Source organism: Spirosoma koreense, from assembly GCF_054777875.1.
In genome coordinates this window covers 148,884-172,113 of sequence record NZ_BAAHAC010000005.1, presented here as the reverse complement: position 1 = coordinate 172,113, position 23,230 = coordinate 148,884, and the positions used below count along the sequence as shown (strand labels likewise).

Here is a 23,230-nt window from a genome sequence, read left to right as displayed (position 1 = left end):
ATGCACAATGAATAATGGATAATGAGTTAGCTGGTATGCCACTATGCATTATGCATTCCCATTAATAAATCAACTGAAATTCAGGGTGAAGCGCCATAGCCCAAACCAAATCTTCGATGCCTTCGACACTCGGCTCTTCACCGACAATCTTCTGCGCCACCGCCATTTCTTTGGGTTGTGGATCGCGCCCTAATGATTTTCGATACAGTTCTTTCACCAGCACGTCCGACGACGGGTATCTGGCTTTCCAGCGCTCGGCCCCCCGCTTCAGCGCTTCGTTAAACGTTGTGCCATTGGTTAATTCCAGCGCCTGCAATAAATTGGCCTGTGAGGTCCGGCTCGTGCTAACCGTTTCGCGGTTCGGTCGGCCCAGGGCGGTCAGAAACGGGTCGTTCTTGACGAGCGACGCCCGCGGAAAAGCGATTTCTTTCCGGATCGTTTTAGGCAGCATTTTCACCACCGACGTATCCTGGTAAATCGGGCTGAAGGCCAGGCTGATCGCATCAGCAAACTGCTCGGCCGTAAGCCGACGCCGAACCATTCCTTCGAACACATAGGTCGGAGCGGTGAGCAAGCCCGCGTCTTTTACCCCTACTGATGGCAACTGGTACGTTTTCGACGTTAGAACCGTGTAAATCAGTTTTTTGATGTCGTAGCCCTGCTGCACAAAATCGTAGGCCAGCCAGTCGAGCAGGTCCTGACTCCAGGGTTCGTTGTCCATCGCATCGACGGGCTCGACAATGCCGCGCCCCATTAATTGCGCCCATACCCGGTTGACCAGCGTGCGGTACAGCCGACCGTCTTTGGGCTGTACCAGAAAATCGGCCAGTTCGCGCAGACGCTGTTCGGTCGGCGCGTCGACACTGACGGTTCCGAGTTCTTTATACAGGACCTGACGACCCGCCATTTTGCCCGTGGGTTTATCGCAACGGTTAATCTCCAGGGTGGTATCCGCAAAAATATTGGCAAAAGCGTAAGCATCGGCCAGTTTCCAGTCGCTGATGAAGCTATCGTGGCAGGAAGCACATTTGAGATTAAGACCCAGCATGACCTGCGCCACGTTCTGAGCCGCCTGCATTTCTGTACGCTGGCTCGAATTGATGGTGCCGCGCCACTGGATGCCCTTGATAAAACCCGCCGATTCTTTGGTCGGGCTGATCAGTTCACGCACAAACCAATTGTACGGTTTATTCGTCTTCAGCGACGAATACAGCCATTTCGTGATGTCGTATCGACCGCCGGTAATGTAGCCCGTTCCGGTGTAGTCGTTGCGCAGGGCATCGTTCCAGAAGGTAAGCCAGTGTTGCGCGTAATCGGTGTTCCGGCTGAGGAGCTCCTTCACCAGTGCTTCGCGTTTGTCAGGTCGGGTGTCGGCCGCAAAGGCTTGAATTTTAGCGGGTGTTGGCAGCAACCCAATTACGTCCAGGTATACCCGGCGCATATACGTCCGGTCGTCGACGACGCTCTTCCACTCAATCTTGTTCTTGTGAAAATAAACGTTCACCAGCCGGTCGATGGGGTTGGTAATGTCGACCGTAGCCGCTGGCAAAACCGGTAATCGCGGTTCCAGAGCGGCTACCCGGTAAAGACTTTTTTCGGCACCGCTGGGCCAGGGGGCCCCCGCTTTAATCCAGAACGACAGCAGCGCTACCTCTTTGTCAGTGAGCCGTTTGCCTTTGGTCGGCATCGCTTCCTTGTCCTCGGCCGGTAACGTAATCCGGCGGATCAGCTCACTGTCTTCCGGGTGGCCTGCTTTCAGGATAGCCCCGTGTTTGCCGCCTTTCATCACCAGTTCTTTTTTATCGAGTCGTAACTCGCCTTTCGTTTTGGTATCGCTATGGCAACTGTAGCAGTTGTGGGCCAGAATCGACCGAACTTCCAGATTGATTTCCTGAATCTGTTTGGCCGTAAGCTGGTTCGCGTTCATACTGGCGAAGGCAAACGTAGCACCATCAGGGCCGGGTGCTTTGGGCTTATCGCCAAACGGCAGCACACTGCTGATGTAATCTTCGCCATGAGTGAGCAGCGCTCCATAGTGCCCGGCCAGCGTAACGCCCAGAACCGTTGCGATCAATAAACTCCGGAATAATGCTGTATGCCCCAACCGAACGGCTACAAGAGTCAGTATCGCCAGGAGCATCGTCGCCAGCCCCGCCCATTGGTGAATCGCCACGCCTTTCCCGGCGTAATCTTCCTGATTGACCAGTATGAAGCCGAAGATGGCGGCTAAAACAGCGCTGCCTGCACCTATCCAGAGCAAAGCGGTAACGCCCGCCCGAAACGTTGTAGACCGGCGATACCAGTCGATTCCCTCCAATACGAAAGCAACGCAAAGTAAACTGACCGGAAAGTGAACAACCAACGGGTGTAAGCGTCCTAAAAACGGCCAAAGCCAAAATGATTCTGCTGTTACTATCGTCACTATGCCCAGAGATTGTGTTGAAAGCAAATCGACCAGGAGTACCTGAAGATCTGGTCATTGCTATTATTTACAAGATAAGAAAAGATAGGTAGCCAGGCCTTAAAAAAGATAATTGACTACTCAAATATTACTAATCTTCGCAAAAACACTTTCCTACACCTACCTAATCTGGGATTATTTTAATAATATCCTTAGTATTTTTAATACAACCTTACCGTACTATTTGCCTTGTACATAACCTTTTGCAAGTCTTGCCTTCTACGAGCCAGTCGGCCTGGGTACGTATAGGTACGTATTGCTTCGGGTTACTGTTTATTTTGCATTCATTCCTGAATCAAATCGTAGATTATGCTTTACCACATAAAAATTAATGACTACTCGAACACGCCTAAGTACCAGCAGATCTATAATTCGATTGTGGAAGGCATCGAAAACCGGGATATCCTGCCAGGAGATAAACTTCCATCTATCCATGAATTATGCGCCGAATTCGATGTGTCTAAAGGCACGATCGAGCGGGCATACGAACTGCTGAAAGAAAAGGAAATTATCGGCGCAGTTAAAGGCAAAGGCTTTTACATCAACTATACACCGACGGGACACAACCTGAAGATCTTTCTGTTGTTCAATAAGTTAAGCGTCCATAAAAAAATTATCTACGACTCGTTCGTGGAGGTGCTGGGTCCGACCGTGGCCATCGATTTTTTTATTTACAACAACGATTTCCGGCTGTTTCGGGATCTCATCCAGCGGCAAGCCCGCAATCACACCCACTATGTCATTATCGGTCACTTTTTCGAAGGCGAAGCCAAAGCCGATGAACTGATCAACAGCCTGCCCAAACACAAACTGGTTATTCTGGATAAGTTGCTGGAAGGTATAACAGGCAACTATGCCGCTGTCTTTCAGAACTTCGAGAAAGATCTGTATCAGGCCCTGACGGAAGCATTGCCGCTGCTACGAAAATACAAGACCCTGAGTATCCTGTTTCCATCGTATACCTACCACCCGAAAGCCATTCTGAACGGGTACTACAAGTTCTGCTACGAACACGGCTTTCAGACGCGCGTCATTCATAATATCGAGCATGAGTCCATCGAGCCGCAGCAGGCTTATATCAACCTGATGGAGGAAGACCTGGTCGAACTGATCAAAAAGATCAAGAAAACGTCGTATGTGGTGGGGCAGGAAGTGGGCATTCTGTCGTATAACGACACACCCCTGAAAGAATTTCTGCTGGAGGGCATTACGGTCATGTCCACCGATTTTGCCCAGATGGGCCGAACAGCCGCGCAACTAGTTCTGAACGGCAGCGTCGAACACGTCGAAAATCCCTTCCGGCTAATCGTCCGCAAATCGTTGTAGGGTTTAAACACAGAGCCACGGAGAATACAGAGTTGACTAATTTTCCTCTGTGTTCTCCGTGGCTCTGTGTTTAAGCAACGTTTAGTACCGAACGACTTTGAACCGCGAGATACCGCCGTCGAAACGAATGGTCATTTTTTTGGTGGCTGCGTCATACCCCGGGCTGACAAACTCGCCCCCGCCCAGGCTGGTGAAGTCGTCCAGTTGTTCCAGGTTCAGGGCACCGTCTTTCTCGATTCGGCAACCCACCTCCTTCGGCACGCGTACGGTTACCGAAGCGGCTCCTACGTCGAGTTTCACGTCGGCCTGATCGGCTTTCGCACCCAGTTTCAGGTCGAGGTCGGCAGCACCGGCACCAATTTTCAGTTTCTTAACCGCGTACTGACTCAGGTCCAGATCACCCTGGCCAGCACCAAGCGCTACGTCCATGGTCCAGACAGGCTTGGTGTTCAGGTGAATATCGACCCGATTTTCGTAGTCGCCGTCTTTCAAATCGATGTGCTGATGTTCTTCCGTGGGCTTCAGTTCAATGGTTGGAACATGGGTTGTTTCATCGCGGTCGACGGACATCGAATATGAACCAACCGTCTGCTTCGTATCGGCTTTGATCAGTTCGGTCGTCGGATCGCTGATGAAGAAACGTCCGGCTCCGCCCGATAACTTCAGGACCGCTTCGCGGGTATCGGCATCTATGGCTTCGGTAAATGTATTGCTGTGTACTTCTCCATCGACTGCATTCCGACGCTCACGCTCTGCCCGGTACTCATCATCGCTGTCCGAATCATCATCGTTATTGTCCGAGTCGTTGTCGCTGTAATTTTCCTCATCGTCGTTGTCGTCATCATCATCATGGTTCCAGCGCATATGAAATCCGTCGCGGTCGCGGTCATGACTGAAAAAGCCGAATAGCGTAGCGGGGACAGCAACGGCCAGCATCACGGTCGTTACGAAAGCGATCGGGTTGCCGCGTCGTTCCAGAATCAGATTTACCCCCGCCAGGATCAGCAGAACGGGCCACAAATTCACGAGCGAATGCCAGTCGACATCCAGCCAACCCGCCCGACGTGCCAGCAGCAGCACCCCAAACGTCAGGAGAAAAATTCCCCAAAACAATCCATTTCTTCGTTGCATGATCAGTTATGTTGTTGATAATGGATAATGAATAATGTGTAATGAATGATGTATCGCTACGTGAGCATTGTCCATTACGCATTATTCATTACACATTATTCATTCAGTTATAGCGTTCCGTTCGGGTCGTTGTTCGTGGTGTCGTTGTAGGTATTATCATAGGGCGGTTTGATCCGGTCCTTGAAAATCAACCACAAGCCCCCAGCGATCAGCATAAACGGCCACAAATCACCAAAATCAATGTCGAAGTAGCGATCGAGCAGAAACAGAATACCAAGCAGGATCAGAATACCCCCGCCGATGATGCTCCGATCGGGCGATGCGGGTTTATTGGGATTGTACGGATTCATGGAAAAAACAGGGTTTGCGTAAACGGTTGATTGCGTGACGAATGCACCAAGCGGCTGCTTCGGCATAACGATCCACAAGATAATATAAATTAACAGAGCCGGGAAGTGCGGCAGTGGAATACCCACCAGGAAAATGATCCGTACCAACGTGCGGCTAATACCAAAATACTGAGCTAATCCGGCGGCAACGCCCGCAACCATGGCCTCGCCAGGGATGCGTTCTAATCGTTTGTTCATGGCTTCTGATGTCTAAAACCGATGTAAACCTAGCTGCTAAATCGGCCGGAAGGAAGCAGAATCGGAAGAGTGGACGCGCTTCGGGATGGAAGTATGTTTTCAATGATAGTAGGTAATGCATAGTAGTGGTTGAGCCAGCTTATTTTCCTGGTCAAAAAGCGGCCTTCACACTGGACAGCTGGTTCTGCCGATAGGCTCAGCGCACGGTGAGTACCTGATTTAGCTTGCTGAAGCCTGTCTGGGCTTCCCAAATCCCTTCGTTGGCCAGCCGGATGCTGTAAGCCGGATTTTTAGCCAGCGATGCATAGGCATCGGGCAGGTTCAGCAGCACTTCATACCGACCAGGTTTTACAGCCTCGGGTAGCCGGAGCGACGGCTGCAACGAATGTGAGCCGGGCAACCACCGACGAACATCGGCCCGGATCGGGACGACATGCACGGCTCCGGTGGCCAGATTTCGTAAAATGAGTTGCAGCGGTCGTGGATTATACGGCGAAGCATAGCCCACATTTGCGAGCGTCAGCGATAGTTTCAAAGGCTGGCCAGCCGCAACGGTAGCGGGCAGAGTCGATTCGCGAAGCACAAACCGGTAGCCAAGTCGCCGACGGATGTTATCCATACATCCGTTCGTTTGCCAGTCGTTGTTTACGTCGTTGTTGTAACTGCTGTTCAGGTAGCTGTAATGCATCCGTGCCATTTCCTGCTCGGCATGCCCCAGGGGTGCGCAGTCGTTCTGCGGGCTAAATGCGTCGTCGCAGGTTTCGCCCCCGACGGGCGTGTACCGGCTATCCTGCTCCAAGTACCGACGCAGTACCGCATTCGCCGGCCCGCGTTTGGTGGAGGAATTTCCGACGTCGTAAAAGGTGCCGTAATCGTCTTCGCTCGCCAGAAAGCAATCGTTATGAAAGCCGACCCGGGCGGCTGGCGCGTCGCTGAAGCCCTGGGTTGCCGGCATAGCTGCCGACGTAACGGGCGCTTTAGGTCCATACACAAACCGCTGCTTGATCTGTGGCGTCCGTACCTGAACCATGCGGTCGGCTGGCAACGCTTTCAACAGTGCTGCCAGCACCTCATTGCGATCCTGCCAGCTGCTGTCGGGAATCACGCCCAGGCCATTGTTGGTAGAAGCATCGCCAAAGTAATCGGTGTAATAGTTTTCGCCCCAGATACCGATGAATCCCATTTGCAGCACGGCAATCACGTCGGCGTTTTCGTGCAGGAGCGGACTTAGCTGGCTGATGTGATTCAGGACAATGGCTTTCGGTGCGTCGCCGTAGGGCGGGCAGATCTTGTACTGATCCGGACAGTCGCCCGCGTGAGTCTTTTCGATGTAGGCAAAGCGCAGAATGAGCTTGACACCAGCCGATCGGGCAATGGCGAAATCGGCCTGTACGTTTTTCAGGAACTCGTCGCTGAAGGGCTTGTCCACAAACGTCTCCAGCCGGTAGCTCCGATATACCAGCGAACAATTGACCGAATAGGTCGCTTTGGCAGCGCGCTGCGGCTGGCTTCGGTACGTGGCCAGCTTAGCAGCATCGAGCGGTACAAATTTGGCCGAAGAAGTCGATATCGGGATATAAAAGCCCCGTTCGGGATTGAGAAAATCTTCCTGACTTTCGCGATACGTGACGCGGTGATCCTGGGCAAAGACGGATAACTGCCCAAGCAGCATACAGCCTGCTAAAAGCGGACACAGTCGAAAAAAGCGGTTCATTGGCCCAAATTAGCAACTTACGCTTATATTGAAGCTATTCTGGATGATGAAAGCCCCATTTTTGTCATTCCGATCACAGCGAAGGATTTTGAGTAATCCTGACGTTTAAGATTCCTCCTGCCGCCGGAATGACAAAGATCTCTTTCCGAACAGGCTCCTATTTAACAGGACATGCAGCTACCAGACAGCTGCATGTCGCCAGCTCTTCGCGTCGACGGATAATAATTTCTGCACTGGAGAATACTGATACACCCGCATCTCCGGATTAGTCGATCTCAATCGTTTCCAGAATATCCATCAGTTCACCGAACTCTTTGTTACCGGGCCGCTCTTCGTCGCCCCCGCTCAGGGCGATGCCACGCACGGGCAACTCCGTCAGTAACTCATGGATATTATCGGCGGAGATGCCCGTTCCCAAGAGAATAGGAAACCGACTGGCCAGCCGCTGTAGTACGGTTTTCAGTTCCACATCGAGATGAATGGGGCCGCTGCTTTCGAGCAATACGTACTCGGCCCCGCTCACGCCCGTCAGGAACAAGGTATCGAGCTGATCCAGCGTTAGTTGAAGAAGATCGACGCGCAGAATGAGCGATTTGCCGAACGTACTCAGATACGGCAGCAACGCGGCTTCGTCGATCTGCAACCCATCCGGTTGGTAGGTTTCCAGCAGTTGCTCGATGAGTTCAGGGTCTGAAGTCGTCGTTTCTCCGACGATCTGTACCCCGGCGACCCAGCCCCTGATTTCGTCGAATTTTTTCGGGTCCACATAGTCCGGCGAGTCCGAATCCATGGAAAAGCCGAGCATGTCGACGCCCATACCGGCGCAGTAGCGAGCGTCACTGAGATTGGTAACGTTGGAAATTTTAACGAGTGTTTTGAGAGCCATGTTGTCGGGTAGCCGTTGGTCGATCGTGGGGGCGAAGTTACGGACCGCTGCGGTTTATAGGCGCCAACAGCCCAATTAGATTGTTCGGCTTCGGACAGCGACTGTACGATTGTGGACAACATTCGAGGAGAAAAACAGGCTTACCGGGGTGATAAAGGCGCTTTTCAGAAATTGGCAAAGTATTTGTTCTACAAAAGTTAATCTTATTCTTTCGCCATGAAACGAACGTACCTGGGTGAATTTGAAGAAATCGTGCTATTGACCGTGGCGGTGCTGAACGAAGGTGCATACGGCGTGGCCATCACCGATGAGCTGGACCGGCAAACGGGTCGTTCGGTCAGCATCAGTGCGGTTCATGCAGCTCTGCATCGGCTGGAAGAAAAAGGCATGCTCAAATCGCACATGGGCGAAGCGACGGCCGAGCGGGGTGGACGGCGTAAACGTTTGTTTGCCGTGACCGCTCTGGGCAGCCGCACCCTGCACGACATTCGGGCGGTGCGCAATCAGTTGTGGGATTCCATTGCGCCTAACGCGTTGCCTGCCATCAGCATTTGACCGACAGCGCTGACTGAAACGGTCGGCCATGAAACGTTACTCAAAGCATGTTTAGCCGACTGCAACGGTCGGCACTACACGGATGACACCCAATCGACTAACTCCCCCCCGCTGGGCCGACTGGCTGCTGGAATGGTTCTGCGCCCCTCACCTGCTGGAAGAAGTGCAGGGCGATCTGTACGAACGATACCAGCGCGATAGCCGGCAGATAGGTCGCGCTAGAGCCAATCGACGCTATGGGCTCAATGTAATCGGTTTCCTGCGCCCTTTTGCCCTAAAACGACTACCGAACGATTACTCCAACCCAACCAATACAGACATGCTGAAGAACTATCTTAAAATTGCCCTCCGCAACCTGGCCCGTAACAAGGCATATTCAGCCATCAACATCGTTGGCCTGAGCATCGGTCTGGCGGCCGCCATGCTGATTATCCTCTACACCAAAGATGAAGTCAGCTACGACCGCTTTCATGCAAAGAACCCGGCCATTTACCGAATTTACAGCAAAAATCTCACGGCCGCCGGTATCGTAGAAGGTCTCCAGCCATACACGGGTATTTTTCCGGGACCTAAATTCCAGGCGGGGGTTCCGGAAATCCTGTCGTTTGTTCGCTATTCGGAAAACCGGAAAGATCTGAAGCTGAATAACGAGGTCCGCAGCCAGGACATCTATTCAGCCGACTCCAGCTTCTTTTCAATCTTCTCTTTCCCATTACTCAGTGGTAATCCGAAAACGGCTCTGCAACGGCCCCGGTCGGTCGTACTTTCGGAAGCGATGGCCGAAAAGACCTTCGGAACTACCGACGCCCTGGGCAAGACCATGCTCTTCAAAGAAAAAGACCAGTTTGAACCCTATACCGTAACGGGCGTTGCCCGGAACTGCCCGCAGAACTCTTCGATCAAATTCGACGTCCTGATGCCGATAGACGTCAATCCGGAGCAATGGGCCAATAATGAAAACTGGTTCAGCGTGTTTCTGAATACCTTCGTAGTGCTCAGTCCGAATGCCAACCTCCGGAACGTGGAGCAGAAGATGAACCGGGTCTACGTGACCGACGCCCAGGAGAGCATCAAGTCGATGGCAAAGAAGTTCGGAGAAACGAGCAGAAAGCAATATGCGCTGCAGCCGTTTACCGAGATGCACCTGAGCAAAGAACTTCCCGCCAGCAACGGACTCGTCGACGAAAGTAATCCCACCTATTCCTACATCCTGTCGGGTATTGCCGTCTTCATCCTGTTGATTGCCTGCATTAATTTTGTCAACCTGACGGTGGCCCGGTCGCTGAAGCGCGCCAAAGAAATCGGGGTTCGAAAAGTCGTCGGAGGGGCCCGTAGTCAGCTTATCATTCAGTTTCTGGGCGAATCGTTTCTGCTTTGTTTTGCCGCCTTTATCCTGTCCATTGCGCTGGTCGAGTTAGCGCTACCTACGTTCAATCAGCTGGCCAACAAAGCCCTGGCGCTTTCGTACCTGTTCGACGTCCGGTTAGTAGGCGGCTTCATCATGCTGTTCATCGTGACCAGCCTGCTGTCGGGGTTTTATCCGGCGCTGGTGCTGTCGGGTTATGATCCGGTTCAGACGTTGTACAGCCGCTTCAACCTGTCGGGTAAAAACTACCTGCAGAAGTCGTTGGTTGTGCTGCAGTTCACGCTGGCTTCTTTCCTGATCATCGCCACGCTTACCATTTATTCGCAGTTCGACTACCTGACGAATAAAGACTTAGGCTACGACGACAGCAACCTGGTCATTGTCGATAAACGCACCCTGACACGCCCTGAGGTCCGACTGGTTCGGGAAGCCTTACTCAAAAGCCCAACTATCGTAGACATAGCTCCCAAAAATATGGGCAACTGGGGAACCGGCGCGAAGGTAAACGGCGAAACCCAGATCAGCTTCCGGTACGAAACGGTGAACGAGGCCTACCTGCCACTGTTCAAGATTCCGGTGGTGAAAGGGCGGAATTTCTCGCCCGCTTTCCCCGCCGATTCGTCGCATTCGGTGCTGGTCAACGAAACCTTCGTTAAAAAAGCGGGCTGGAAAAACCCCCTCGGGCAGACGGTCGATTTCTGGTTAAACGAAACCGACAAAAAGTACACCGTTATCGGCGTGGTCAAAGACAATCATTTCGAGTCGCTGACGCAGGAAATAAAACCGCAGTTGTTTACCATGCGGCCCGGCAACGACTATGGCCGGGTATTTATCAGAATCAAACCCAACACCGAAACGGCCAGCCTGCAGCACATCGAAACGGTCTTCAAAACACTTTTCCCACTCAATCCCTACGCTTACAAATTTCTGGATCAGGAAAACCTGAAGCGGTACGAGTCGGAAGCCAAATGGAAGCAAATGATGCTGTTCGGGGCCATACTGACCATTTTCATTTCGTGCATTGGTCTGTTCGGGCTGGCTACGCTGTCGGCCGAACGACGTACCAAAGAAATTGGTATTCGGAAAGTACTGGGAGCAACGGTGCCCGGCATCGTTCAGTTGCTCTCGACCGATTTTCTGAAGCTGGTTTCTTTCTCGTTTATTTTCGCCTTTCCGGCGGCCTGGTATGCCATGAACGAGTGGCTCAACAACTACCCGTATCGGATAAGCCTGAGCGCGTGGGTGTTTGTCGCGACCGCAGCCATTGCCATGTCGATTGCGTTTATAACCGTCGGCTGGCAATCGCTACAGGCCGCCCTGATCGATCCGGGGAAGAGTTTGAAAACCGAATAAAATCTGTTGTAGTACTGACCGAAACGGTCGGGGCTGTCTTCATTTCTCAACCGACCGGGATGGTCGGTACTACATCGATGAAATCCACTACAATCACTCCCCCTCGCTGGGCCGACCGGCTCCTCGAATGGTTTTGCGCCCCCCACCTGCTGGAGGAAGTGCAGGGCGACCTGCGCGAGCGATTCGAGCGCGAGGTACGCCAATTGGGGCTGGCAAAAGCCCGTCGGCGGTACGGGCGCAACGTCCTGAGTTTTCTGCGGCCTTTTGCACTCAAGCGGCAACCTGACTCCTATTCATCTCCTTTTTTACTGCATCCAGTCATGATCCGAAACTATGTTAAAACAGCCCTGCGCAACCTGACCAAGCATAAAGTCAGCACGCTCATCAACCTCTTCGGGCTTACCCTGGGCGTAACGGCCTGCCTGGTCATTTACCTTATTACCAATTACGAGCTAAGCTACGATACCTTCCATCCGGATGGGGAGCGTATCTACCGACTGGTGGGCGAAGCTCAATACGGGGCAGCGGGCGAAAAGCACCCGGTCGGGTTCGTGCCCAATGCCATGCCCGCTGGTATACGGCAGGAAATTGCGGGCCTCGAAACCGTAGCCGCTTTCCATACGATCGAATCCGACGTGCTGATTCCGAACGGGCAGGAAAAGCCCACGCGGTTCGAAAGCCGCCGACGTATGGGCGGCAACGCCGATCTGGTCGTGGTCGAGCCAACGTATTTCGATCTGTTTAAGTACCAGTGGCTGGCGGGCGATCCGAAAACGGCGCTCAATGAGCCATTCAAGGTTGTCTTGTCGGAAAAGAAAGCCCGCACGTATTTCGGCGATCTACCCGTCGATCAGGTCCTCGGCAAAGAAGTCATTTACGAAGATTCGGTTCGGACCCGCGTGGCCGGTATTGTCAAAGACTGGACGCAGCCGAGCGACTTTACATTCACGGATTTTATTTCTTTCGCCACCATCCGGGCCAGTCAGCTCAACCGCAGCATCGATCTGGATCAGTGGGACGATATCTGGTCAGCCTCGCAGGCGTTTGTCAAATTGCCTCCCGGTGCTACCCCTGCTCAGTTTACGGCACCGTTTCGGCGATTCGGCAAGGCCCATTTTCAGAAGGAGCTAAGGCTCATACCCGCGTTACAGCCTTTGTCAGATATTCATTTCAACAAAGACTATGCAGATAATTATTCCCGGAAAGCGCATCTACCCACGCTGTACGGCCTGATGGCCATTGCCGGGTTTATTCTGCTGATTGCGGCAATTAACTTCATCAACCTGGCTACGGCCCAATCGGTGCAACGGGCCAAAGAGACGGGGGTACGGAAAGTGCTGGGCAGTAGCCGTAGCCACCTGGTTTTTCAGTTTCTGAGCGAAACGACTTTCCTGACCCTGCTGGCTGTTCTGATTGCCCTGCTGCTGGCAAACCCGATTTTGTCGGTCTTTCAGTCGCTGACTCCTGTCGGACTGACCTTCAACCTGATCAGCTGGCAAACTCTGGCCTTTTCGCTCGTCATTACGATCATGACCTCGCTGCTGTCCGGCTTTTATCCATCATGGGTACTGTCGTCCTACCAACCGGCACTGACGTTAAAAGGCCAGACGGCGCTGCAGGGTGGCCAGAAAGGATATCTTCGAAAAGGCTTGATTATCTTCCAGTTTACGGTGTCGCTGGTCTTTATCATCGGGACCCTGATGGTCAGTCGGCAGTTGAATTTCATGCGTAACAAAGACCTGGGTTTCTCGACAAATGCCATCATTGAGATCAATACCCTGCGCGACGACCGGAGCCTGGTACTGGCGCAGAAAATTAAGCAACTGTCCGGGGTTGAGCGGGTTACGATGGAGTGGTTCCCGCCCATGGGCAATAGCTACATGATGACCAAGCTAAAATACAAGGGGAAGAAGGAACTGGAGATGGATGTATCGGCCAAGATTGGTGACGAGAATTTCATTCCGCTCTATCAATTGCGGCTGCTGGCGGGCCGCAACTATCACAAAAGCGATTCGCTCCGGGAAATGGTGATCAATGCGACTTATGCCAAAGCGCTGGGTTTCAAAAAACCGGTCGACGCGCTGAATCAGTTTGTCGAAATGCAGGGTAAACAGATTCCCATCGTGGGCGTGGTAGCCGACTTCCACCAGCAATCATTCCACGAAAAAATTAATGCTACATTTATTGGCTACCTGCCTCGGCAATCGAAAAACATCGGGGTAAAGCTGGCCACTCCAAACGGACAACTCAGCGAAATAAAGACCACCCTGGCCGGTATTGAACAAGCCTGGAAAACGGTCTATCCAGACAACAGGTTCGACTACACCTTCCTTGACGATTCCATCGCGAAGCTGTACGAAAAAGAACAGAAAACCGCGCAACTCGTCAACACGGCCACGATCATTGCAATTCTGATTTCCTGCATGGGGTTGTTCGGACTGGCAACGTTCACGGCTGAGCAACGGACGAAAGAGATCGGGATTCGGAAAGTGCTGGGAGCGTCGGTAGCGAGTATTATGGCGCTGCTCTCCGTCGATTTCCTGAAGCTGGTGGTCGTAGCACTGCTCATTGCTTCACCCATTGCCTGGTGGGCGATGGGCCAGTGGCTATCCGACTTCGCCTACAAAGTCGAACTGTCGTGGTGGATTTTTGCGCTGGCGGGCCTGTTAGCGGTTGGCATCGCGCTGCTGACGGTTAGTTTTCAGAGCCTGAAAGCCGCGCTGGTCAATCCGGTAAAAAGTCTGCGAACAGAGTAATGCTGGTAACCTGTAGTACCGACCGCCCCAGTTGGGTCTGTGTTCATTTCTCAGCCGACCGTTCCGGTCGGTACTACAGGTCTGCTTACGGTCTAACTAATTTAACCGTCTGACGTTCGCGGGCTGTCTGCACCTGCAGCAGATACAAACCACTCCCTTGCCCGACCGGTATCCGGATTTGCTCAGTCGATCCGGCCTGATCGATGGTTTGCTGATGAACCGGTCGACCCTGGCTGTCGACCAGGTTGAGCCAGAGCGTCTGTCCGGCGGCACCCGTAATGTCCAGCTGAGCGTCATGCCCCAGAATCGGATTTCCCAGCACCTGCACCAACAGCTTCGTACCAGGCTCCTCTACGCCGACCCGCGCCCGCCCACAGGCGGCCTTCAGATCCCAGATGTAAGTGACGACCTGTCCGCTCTGGCGCGCCATCAGCATAAAGGGTTTTACGTCGCTGGCAGTCCGGCTGTCTTTGTCTACGAACTGATTGGGGTTGGTCGTCCAGCCCGTTATTCCGGCGGCCTGAAATTCGATGGGTGTGCCATCTCCGCCACTCGTCCGGAACGTAAACGCCCCCGTCGCACAGTCATAAACCGGAGCCAGTAACGTCAACGCACCCGTCGGTGGGTTGGTAGGCGACACGGTAATTTTAAAGGTAGTAATGATGGGACTATTACGGAATGCAGCCGTACTGGCTTTCACTGTCACGGTATAGCTTCCAACGGTGGTGGGTGTACCCAGAATGGTTACCGCCGGGGTATACAACAGATCCTGCGGACGGGAGAAGACGTACAATCCATCGGGCAAGCCTGTGATGGTGAACGACCAGTCGGGCACGTAGTTCGGAATCACACCCAGATTCGGATCGGAGAAATAGTTCCCGACAATAAATCCATTGCCGGGCAGTGATTGTCCCACCGTCAGCGACTGATCCGGAATGGGACCGTTCAGCATAGGTGGCTTAGGACTGCCGGTGTTGCTACAGGCGGATTTCAGGTCGAAATTATAGCTGACGCTTACCCCGCTTTGCTGAGCGGTGATGGTAATCACTTTAGGATCATTACGCAGTCCCTGTTCGACCGTTCCAAAGTTATCCGTTGCCGACGCTCGCGTCACCCCTGGCGCAATGTAGGTGATGGGCGAGCCATCGCCCCCCGAGGTATTGAACACGATAGCGCCGGTCTGGCAATTGTAGGTTGGCGCACTCATAACCAATGGATTACCCGTCGGTGGGTTGGTAGGCGACACGGTGATCTTAAACGTTGTAACGATGGGACTGTTCCGGAAGGCTCCCGTGCTGGCTCTTACCGTCACGGTGTACACTCCGGCGGTGGTGGGCGTACCCAGAATGGTTACCGCCGGGGTATACAGCAGATCCTGCGGACGGGAGAAGACGTACAGCCCGTCGGGCAGGCCCGTGATGGTGAACGACCAGTCGGGCACGTAGTTCGGAATCATGCCCAGGTTAGGATCAGAAAAGTAATTACCGACTGGGAAACCCGACCAGGATTGTCCGACCATCAGTGACTGATCCGGAATCGGCTGGCTGACCGGCGGTTTTGGCGCGGGCGTACCACTGCAGGCGGCTTTCAGATCGAAATTATAGCTGACACTCACGCCACTCTGCTGAGCCGTGATGGTGATGACTTTAGGGTCGTTGCGCAGTCCTGGCTCGACCACCCCGAAGTTATCCGTTGCCGATGCCCGTGTCACCCCTGGCGCAATGTAGGTGATGGACGAGCCATTGCCTCCGCTGACGTTGAAGGTAATTGCACCCGTCTGGCAATTGTACGTTGGGGCGTTAAGCGTGAGCGGCTGTCCGGGAGGGGCCATTTCGACCTTAAGTTTTACGCTCTGATTACCCGCCCAGTACACTAGACTTCCATCACCAGCGCGATCGATACCCTGGAGGTACATATCCGTCGAGCTATCGAACGTCCGCTGGCTGACGACGCTGAATAAGGCCGGATCGCTCAGGGCCAGATTCGCCGTACTGACTTTTACGATCTGAGGATCGACTCCGCTATTGAGCGACGAATTTCCGACCGCGTAGTAGTTGGCTGCCCCCGCCCCGACGTAGGACGTAAGAAACGCTTCGGTGGGCGCGGTGAATAAAGATCGGGCGCGCTTGAAATTCCCGTTCCAGTCAAGCTCCAGAATAGCCGTGGTAGGCGGAGGGGAATTCGGTGAACTGGGACTGATGGCAGCCCCCACCAGCGCATAGCCTGTCCCATCGGCAGATAAGATAACATCTGAAGCCGTATACATTTTTATGATCGATCCCGGCACCGGCCCGCCATTAGTCGAGGTTACGGGTAAGCCGCTGAGCAGCTTTTGCCAGACCACGTCGCCCTGATCGGTAAGTTTGGCGACCCAGCCCGTATTGTCCGTCAGGCTACTGTTTGCCAGATCATTGATCGCGCCCGTGGTGTTGTAATACCCCACCACCAGATACCCGCCACCGGGCGCATTCAGAACCGCTTCGCCTTTGGTCAGACTTCGGTCGGGATTGCCCGGATTTGCCGTTGGGTAAGCGACCGATTTGGCCCAGGAGAAATTACCCGAAGCATCATACTTCCGCACGATGGTGCTGGTCGTTGACCCGTACTTAGCAGCGGCAATCAGGACCAGAAAGCCACCGTCCGGTGTACCGATGATATCGTCCTGATAGAGCTCGGCCTGTCCATCGAAAAACAGGTCGCTGTCTTCCCAGCGCCGTGGGCCGCCCTGGGCACTGACTTTAATGGCGACGCTGGCACTTCGGAGCGAGGTCTTGCCCACAATGGCCAGGCCCCCATCGGTTGTTGGCGCGGCACGAAACACTTTCCCAACGACTTCGTAACTGTAACCGGGTATTTTTCCACCGATGTAATAGCCACCCTGCATAAGCCCCGTTCGCCAGAGCTGGTTTCCATTCAGGGCGTATTTAACGAGTCCATCACCCGCCGGAGCAATCGAACCGGGTATAACAGGTTGATTGGAAATGAACTCCGTCGCTACAAGGTTGCCGTCAGACGTTATGGCCAGGGGCGTTCCGGTATGCGTCCATTGGATGTCCGGAATGGCCTGCGCCCAGGCTACCTGGCTGCTCATAACGCCCATTGCGAGCAAAGCCAGCCAGATCGATCGTACCAGTTGTACATAGATTTTTTTCATGGTAGTAAAGGGTTTTATTGTACACAGAAAACCAGGGCTTTATGGCTCCGTTCCCGAAGATAAATCATTCATCGGCGAATTATTCTACCATTGCCCTAAATGCCCCCAAACTGAAAGCAATAGTCCCAAATATGACAAAACAATCCCGCGGCTGTTGACGAATACAGCCCTTCTGTTGACAGGACACGTCAACCAGCCCGTTTACAGAGCCGGTTAAGAAAACGCCTTACGGAGCTTACCACAATGTAAGCGGCACCGGCCTATCGGGCTCAGCATTTTTCCTGAACACGATGTGAATACAATCCCGCAAGGTCGGCACGTAGCTTTTGAGCAGTCTGGCCATCGGTGAGGATGGATAAAAATCGGACAGTGTCGTGCGCTCCACCGAAAAGCCACTCATTTTAGCATACGTTTTCAGTTCCTGAACGGTATACTCCCGAAAATGCCCTGGGTTGTTGATCGTTACCCTGATTTTCTCGAACGGATTGTTTCCACCTACCATGTGCACCCGGTGGGTAAGCGAGACCGCATTGGGCGTTCCGATGAGCAGATACCCATCTGGTTTGAGGAGCGTTCGAATGAACCCTAAGAAATATTCGGGAGCTGTATGAAGATGCTCAAACACCTCGGCCATAACGATTATATCATGCTGAGGCATCGGAACCCACCGCTCTGGATAAGGACTGTCGTTCAGATCGAACGTGAAGTGCTGATCGACCACTCCTTTGGGTACAATCGACTCACCGATCTCCCAGCCTAAGGTGTTGATTGTAGCCGCAGCCCCCAGTAGCTCACGAAAAATGGGAGTTTGAAAGTGAGGACCGATATCTAACAGGGATACCGGCTGTGCAGGATGGTTCTTAGCGGTGGCTAACCGATGTACCTCCTCGCCCAGATACGTAAAGCGAGCCTGGTGAAATTGAAAATAAGCAGACTCTTCCGGACTCAGGAAATGACTATATGCTTCAATCGGGTTTAAGGAGGATGGGCTGGACATATTCTTAAATACGGGTAAATTATAAATCAGATATGTATGCTAGGTTTTGACACTAGTACAGAGCCACCTGGACGCAGGAGTATCGACTGTTCTTATGAACATTACTGGTGGAGTGTGGCCTGTGCTCCTGGCTTTTTCAGCTTCTACCACCATAATTTTAGTCGTTGGCTCCATCCGCTCATGGGCGGTTACGCTTCGTTCGACTGACTTCAGCTGTGTATAGAAGCTGACTAAAAAAGGTGAATGATACTTTCACGTTTTCTGACGCAATCTTTGGGAAAAGGTTTCTTTGCTGAATTACCTTTTCGGTCCATCTCCTATCAAGGGATACTGACAGATGAGTAAAAAGCCCGCCCCTCAGGTTTTATTTTCGTTCATCTGCTGACTCATGGCCATCCGACCACACCCTGTCTATCCAACCGATCTGGAATTTTATGAGGCCCTAAGCCGTCGGGATGACCGCGCCTATACATTTTTGTATGCCGATGTATTTCCTTCTTTTCGGCATTGGGTGCTGACTAACCGCGGTTCGGAAATGGACGCTGAAGACGCTTTTCAGAAAGGGCTGATGAGCTTACTGCTCAATATCGAGTCGGGAAAATATCAGCTTCAGCAGGGGACACGCATTACGACCGTAGCCTTCGAGTATTGTAAACGGGTTTGGTATACCGAGTTGAAGTCGGCCCGGTTTCGGTATACAGACGCGATGCCCGACTACCTCGATGCAGCCGATATCAGCCATGTCGCCGGCGATCTGGAGAGCTCAACAATTTGGCGGCTAAGTAGCTCAGTCAAGGGCTCTGTTTTATCCCAGATCAATGGGCATTAAACCTTATCAGCGCCCAAGGCCGCGAATTCAGTGGGTGTTTTCTGATAAAACTCCTTGAAGACGATGGTGAAATACGACGGCGTTTTAAAACCTACCAGATAAGCCGTTTGGGAGGCCGTGTGGCCTGCCCGCAGCAGATCGGCCGCTTTGCGCAGGCGGTACTGCCGAATCAGCTCGTTCGGAGCCAGTTGAACCAGGCTGTGAATTTTACGGTAGAGTGTCTTACGGCTCATGGCCACCTGACCCGCCAACCAGTCGACATCGAGTGAAGGATCGCTCAGGTGCTCCTCCAGCAGCGTATACACCCGGTGCAGAAAAGCGTCTTCTACCTGGTTGATTGGCCGGGCCGGATCGGGCTGCGCCAGCTGCAGCCGGTAGTAGTCGCGGAGTTTTTGCTTGTGCGAAAGCAGGTTGCGCAACCGCAGGTGAAGTTCATCCAGGTGAAACGGCTTTGCCATGTACTCATCTGCACCTTCCTGCAATCCTTCGATCCGGCTTTGATGAGACGCTTTAGCCGTGAGCAGAATGACCGAAATGTGGTCGGTGTCGGGTTGATTTTTGATGAGCCGGGTCAGCTCGTAGCCATCCATGCGGGGCATCATGATATCCGTAATAACGACATCCGGTAGTTCAGACCGGGTCAGTTGCCAGCCCGTTTCCCCATTCGTAGCCCGAATAATGCGGTAGCTCGCCGACAATTCGTTTGCCAGAAACTCCCGGAGTTCTTCGTTGTCTTCAACGACGAGAATCAGAGGCAACTGCGAATCACTCTCAACGGAAGCAGTCGGCACGACCGGCGCAACGGAGGGCAGACTATTTGGCGCAGGCTGCGCTTTAGCCGGTGCAATTACCGCGGGCGCATCGGCCTTTGTCGAGACGGCCGCCAGGGGCAGGACTAGCCGGAAGGTCGTTCCCTGGCGGAGCTGGCTGTCAACGGAAATACTTCCTCCCAGCAACTCGATCAGTTCCTTCACCAGCGCCAGTCCGATCCCGGTGCCTTCGTAAGCCCGCGTTCGGGACGTGTCGGCCTGGTAGAACCGATCGAAAATGTACGGGAGTTGGTCCGGCGAGATGCCAATGCCCGAGTCGGAGATTTGCAGTTGGGCCTGGGCCACCTCGCCCGTCCGGTCAGCTACTGGGGTTAGCGTAACAGTTACCGACCCGCCGGTTTCCGTAAATTTCAACGCGTTGGACAACAGATTCGTCAGAATTTTCTCCCATTTGTCGGCATCGAACAGGTATTCCTTCGGAAACGATTCGGTTGTGTAGCTTAGGCGAACTTCTTTATGATCGGCTCGCTGGCGGAATGACTCAACAACCTGCTGAACGAATTGAGGCACGTCGCCCCGCATGAGCGAAACGGCCATGCGGCTGGCTTCGAGTTTTGACAGATCCAGCAATTGATTGATCAGCCGCAGTAACTGGTCGGCATTCCGTTGTACCAGTGCCAGGGTCTGACGGGTAGCCGAGTCGAAGCGATTTTCCTGCAGCAGCTTTTCGATCGGTGAAATAATCAGCGACAGCGGAGTGCGAAATTCGTGGGTGATGTTGGAAAAAAAGCGGGTTTTCAGTTCATCGACCGCTTTCAACTGCTCCGCTTCCCGGCGGTTGAGTTCGAGCTCCTGCTGTTGGCGGATGCGGTTGGTATAAACCCGAATGTATCCCCAGATGCCCCCTCCGGCCAGCAACACATACAGGCCGTAAGCCCACCAGGTAGCCCACCAGGGTGGCCGGATAATGACCTGGAGCGATGCGCCCCGCTGATTCCATATCCCGTCGCTGTTGGCCGCTTTCACCCGGAATGTGTAGCTGCCGGGAGCCAGGTTCGTGTAGTTGGCCAGGTGCTGGTTTCCGTTCTGCACCCAGGCTTTATCGATCCCAACGAGCTGATAAGCGTACTGGTTCAGTTCGGGTTGCGCGTAGGTGAGCGCGGCAAAGCTAAACGACAGGAAATTTTCGTCGTGGTCGAGAGTAAGGCTACTGTCGCTAAGGCTTCGGGACTGATCATGTACTTTCAGCCCGGTGATATAAACCGGAAAAGGGCGGGTATCGTCGCGAATACTATCCGGATTGAAATACACCACGCCGTTCAGACTACCGAAATAGAGCCGGCTCTTTTGCCGAAAAACGGCATTCCTTAAAAAATCATTACTAGGCAACCCGCTGTTGGTCTGATAATTACGAACATCTTTCGTACGTGGGTCATACCGGCATAGCCCTTTGTCGGAACTGAACCACAGCCGCCCGGCTTTGTCGTTGATGATCCCGACAATATTGTTGCTGGGCAGACCATGGCGGGTGGTGATGGCCGAAAACCGCTCCGTTTTCGGATCGAACCGATTGACGCCCCCCTGCTGGGTACCTACCCAGATCACCCCGGCTTTATCTTCGTAGATGGTCTGGATATCATTGCTGTTCAGCTGAGTTTTTCCCCCGGCCGTGTAGTGCACGAAGCGCCCGGTGCGCGGATCGAGCCGACCAATGCCATTCTTTCGAAAGGGCACCCATACGTCGCCTGTTTGGCTGACCAGCAGCCCGTGTATGTACTGGTCGGGCAGCCCGCTGGCGTCGTTCGGGCGGTATTTGTGATAGGTATAGCGATGGGTTCGCGGATCGAACGAGGCAATCCCGGAGTTTGGCACGATATAGCCCCCTACCCAGATCTCACCCGTAGGTGCCCTACTGATGTATTCGATCGGAATTTCGGAAGGGTAATGCTGAAAATGGTCGGTTTTTGGGTCGTAGTGATACAGGCCTGTCCAGGTTCCCAGCCACAGCCCGCCGGCACTGTCGGGTAAGAAAGCCTGCGTAAAATTCCGAAACTGGCTGTTGGCACCCAGGATTTCCGGAGGCACCAGTTGCGATTCGTTGCCGCCTACCGCTGGTCTATACACGTCGAAGCCGCTACTGATCCAAAAACGCTCTTTCCGATCTGGTAGCACCGCTACCACTTTGTTTTCGGGCAGGTTAGCGGTGCCTTTGTTGGGCCGCACCTGATGGGTCATGAAAGGCTTGTTGTTTACAACCTGCCGGTCGATTCCGTTATCCGTTCCGACCCAGAGCGTACCAGACCGGTCGAAGTAAACCGTTTGGGCGGTGCTGCTGCTGATGCCTTTGGCCGAATTGGGGTCGGGCCGGAATGTATATGCCTGATTACGAACGGGATCGATGCGTTGTAAACCACGCGTAGTTGCTACCCATAACATACCCTTCCCGTCGCTACGGATCGAGTTGAGGTAGGTATAGGAGGTCAGTTGGCCGGCGGGTCGGTACGGTTCCGGTCGCCAGGGTTGTCGGCGCAGGTCCAGTCGGTACAGCCCGCAACCGACCGTCGAGGTGCCCAGCCAGAGCACCTCCTGTGGGTCCAGATAAAAGGCGATGAACGTCGGTTGCGCTTTTCCGGGCGCTACCGAAACGGGGATCAGCGTATACCGCCCTGTAGTCCGGTCAAATAAATACAGTCCTTCATAGGTGGCCACCCAGAACCGGTGCTGCGGATCTTCGAAAACGGTCTTGATCGTCGCTTCGTGCTGGGGCACCGGAAACAGCGTAAACCGACGCAGTTCAGGCTCGTACTTAGCCAGGCCACCCAGCGAACTAACCCACAGTACGCCCTGACTATCTTCGTAGACCGAATGCTGGTAGTTCCATTTGTCGGCGTTGCTGCCCCGAATCGGATGGGGCGTCACCCGGTTGGTGCGTTTATCCACTTCGTGCAGCCCACCGAGTGTAGCGACCCACAGTCGGTTTTTCCGATCCTCGCACAACCGATAAATCTGATTGCTGTGAAAACTATGGGCGCGATCGTTCAGATCAGGTTTTAAGGCCGTAAACGTGTAGCCATCGTATTTATTCAGGCCATCGTCGGTGCCGAACCACATAAACCCTTCGCGGTCCTGAAAAATGCAGATGACTGAATTATTGGATAAGCCATCTTCTACCGACAGATGGTCGAAATCGTTGCTGACGGGCTGTTCCTGAACCGGTGTGCCACCACTTCTGGCAGAACGGTCTGGTTGGGCAATCCCCTCGATTACCGAAACCAGCAGGAACGAAATAAGCCATGGACGGACCATACGATTCAGCAACAGATTTGTTCCACTGAAAACACCGAA

13 protein-coding genes are annotated in these 23,230 nt (G+C 53.4%); 5 read left to right on the top strand and 8 right to left on the bottom strand.

What is annotated here, in order from left to right:
* Window positions 1-61: 61 nt before the first annotated feature.
* Window positions 62-2,422, bottom strand: coding sequence for a DUF1549 domain-containing protein (locus ACYVC2_RS06520; RefSeq protein WP_461101498.1), 2,361 nt, complete (start codon window positions 2,420-2,422; stop codon window positions 62-64).
* Between the two features lie 348 nt (window positions 2,423-2,770).
* Here ACYVC2_RS06520 and ACYVC2_RS06515 point away from each other — a divergent pair, with 348 nt between their 5' ends.
* On the top strand, window positions 2,771-3,787 hold the full coding sequence (locus ACYVC2_RS06515) for a GntR family transcriptional regulator (RefSeq protein WP_461101497.1): 1,017 nt from the start codon (window positions 2,771-2,773) through the stop codon (window positions 3,785-3,787).
* 81 nt (window positions 3,788-3,868) lie between these two features.
* On the opposite strand, the gene ACYVC2_RS06510 is transcribed toward ACYVC2_RS06515, so the two are convergent.
* The 4 genes from ACYVC2_RS06510 to trpF form a co-directional block, all read right to left on the bottom strand.
* Window positions 3,869-4,918, bottom strand: coding sequence for a LiaI-LiaF-like domain-containing protein (locus ACYVC2_RS06510; protein WP_461101496.1), 1,050 nt, complete (start codon window positions 4,916-4,918; stop codon window positions 3,869-3,871).
* A gap of 107 nt (window positions 4,919-5,025) precedes the next feature.
* On the bottom strand, window positions 5,026-5,505 hold the full coding sequence (locus ACYVC2_RS06505) for a PspC domain-containing protein (protein WP_461101495.1): 480 nt from the start codon (window positions 5,503-5,505) through the stop codon (window positions 5,026-5,028).
* 196 nt (window positions 5,506-5,701) lie between these two features.
* The gene (locus tag ACYVC2_RS06500) at window positions 5,702-7,219 is read right to left on the bottom strand and encodes a DUF4832 domain-containing protein (protein ID WP_461101494.1); all 1,518 of its coding nucleotides are present in this window, start codon (window positions 7,217-7,219) and stop codon (window positions 5,702-5,704) included.
* A gap of 265 nt (window positions 7,220-7,484) precedes the next feature.
* Window positions 7,485-8,105, bottom strand: a complete 621-nt coding sequence (gene trpF / locus ACYVC2_RS06495; protein WP_461101493.1) for a phosphoribosylanthranilate isomerase — start codon at window positions 8,103-8,105, stop codon at window positions 7,485-7,487.
* Window positions 8,106-8,321: 216 nt separating this feature from the next.
* Here trpF and ACYVC2_RS06490 point away from each other — a divergent pair, with 216 nt between their 5' ends.
* From ACYVC2_RS06490 to ACYVC2_RS06480, 3 genes are all read left to right on the top strand, one after another.
* Complete coding sequence (locus tag ACYVC2_RS06490; protein ID WP_461101492.1) at window positions 8,322-8,660, top strand: PadR family transcriptional regulator; 339 nt, start codon at window positions 8,322-8,324, stop codon at window positions 8,658-8,660.
* An 82-nt stretch (window positions 8,661-8,742) separates the two neighbouring features.
* Complete coding sequence (locus tag ACYVC2_RS06485; RefSeq protein WP_461101491.1) at window positions 8,743-11,379, top strand: ABC transporter permease; 2,637 nt, start codon at window positions 8,743-8,745, stop codon at window positions 11,377-11,379.
* 77 nt (window positions 11,380-11,456) lie between these two features.
* A complete protein-coding gene (locus ACYVC2_RS06480) occupies window positions 11,457-14,135 on the top strand; it encodes a permease prefix domain 2-containing transporter (RefSeq protein WP_461101490.1) in 2,679 nt (892 codons plus the stop codon).
* Between the two features lie 85 nt (window positions 14,136-14,220).
* Here ACYVC2_RS06480 and ACYVC2_RS06475 read toward each other — a convergent pair whose 3' ends face one another.
* Window positions 14,221-17,289: a T9SS type A sorting domain-containing protein gene (locus ACYVC2_RS06475; RefSeq protein WP_461101489.1), complete on the bottom strand. Its 3,069-nt coding sequence runs from the start codon at window positions 17,287-17,289 to the stop codon at window positions 14,221-14,223.
* Between the two features lie 235 nt (window positions 17,290-17,524).
* A complete protein-coding gene (locus ACYVC2_RS06470) occupies window positions 17,525-18,286 on the bottom strand; it encodes a methyltransferase domain-containing protein (RefSeq protein ID WP_461101488.1) in 762 nt (253 codons plus the stop codon).
* A gap of 388 nt (window positions 18,287-18,674) precedes the next feature.
* Between ACYVC2_RS06470 and ACYVC2_RS06465 the strand changes: the two genes are divergently transcribed.
* Window positions 18,675-19,115: an RNA polymerase sigma factor gene (locus ACYVC2_RS06465; protein WP_461101487.1), complete on the top strand. Its 441-nt coding sequence runs from the start codon at window positions 18,675-18,677 to the stop codon at window positions 19,113-19,115.
* Here the strand turns inward: ACYVC2_RS06465 and ACYVC2_RS06460 are convergent.
* Window positions 19,112-23,191: a hybrid sensor histidine kinase/response regulator transcription factor gene (locus ACYVC2_RS06460; RefSeq protein ID WP_461101486.1), complete on the bottom strand. Its 4,080-nt coding sequence runs from the start codon at window positions 23,189-23,191 to the stop codon at window positions 19,112-19,114. The genes ACYVC2_RS06465 and ACYVC2_RS06460 overlap by 4 nt on opposite strands.
* Window positions 23,192-23,230: the final 39 nt, after the last annotated feature.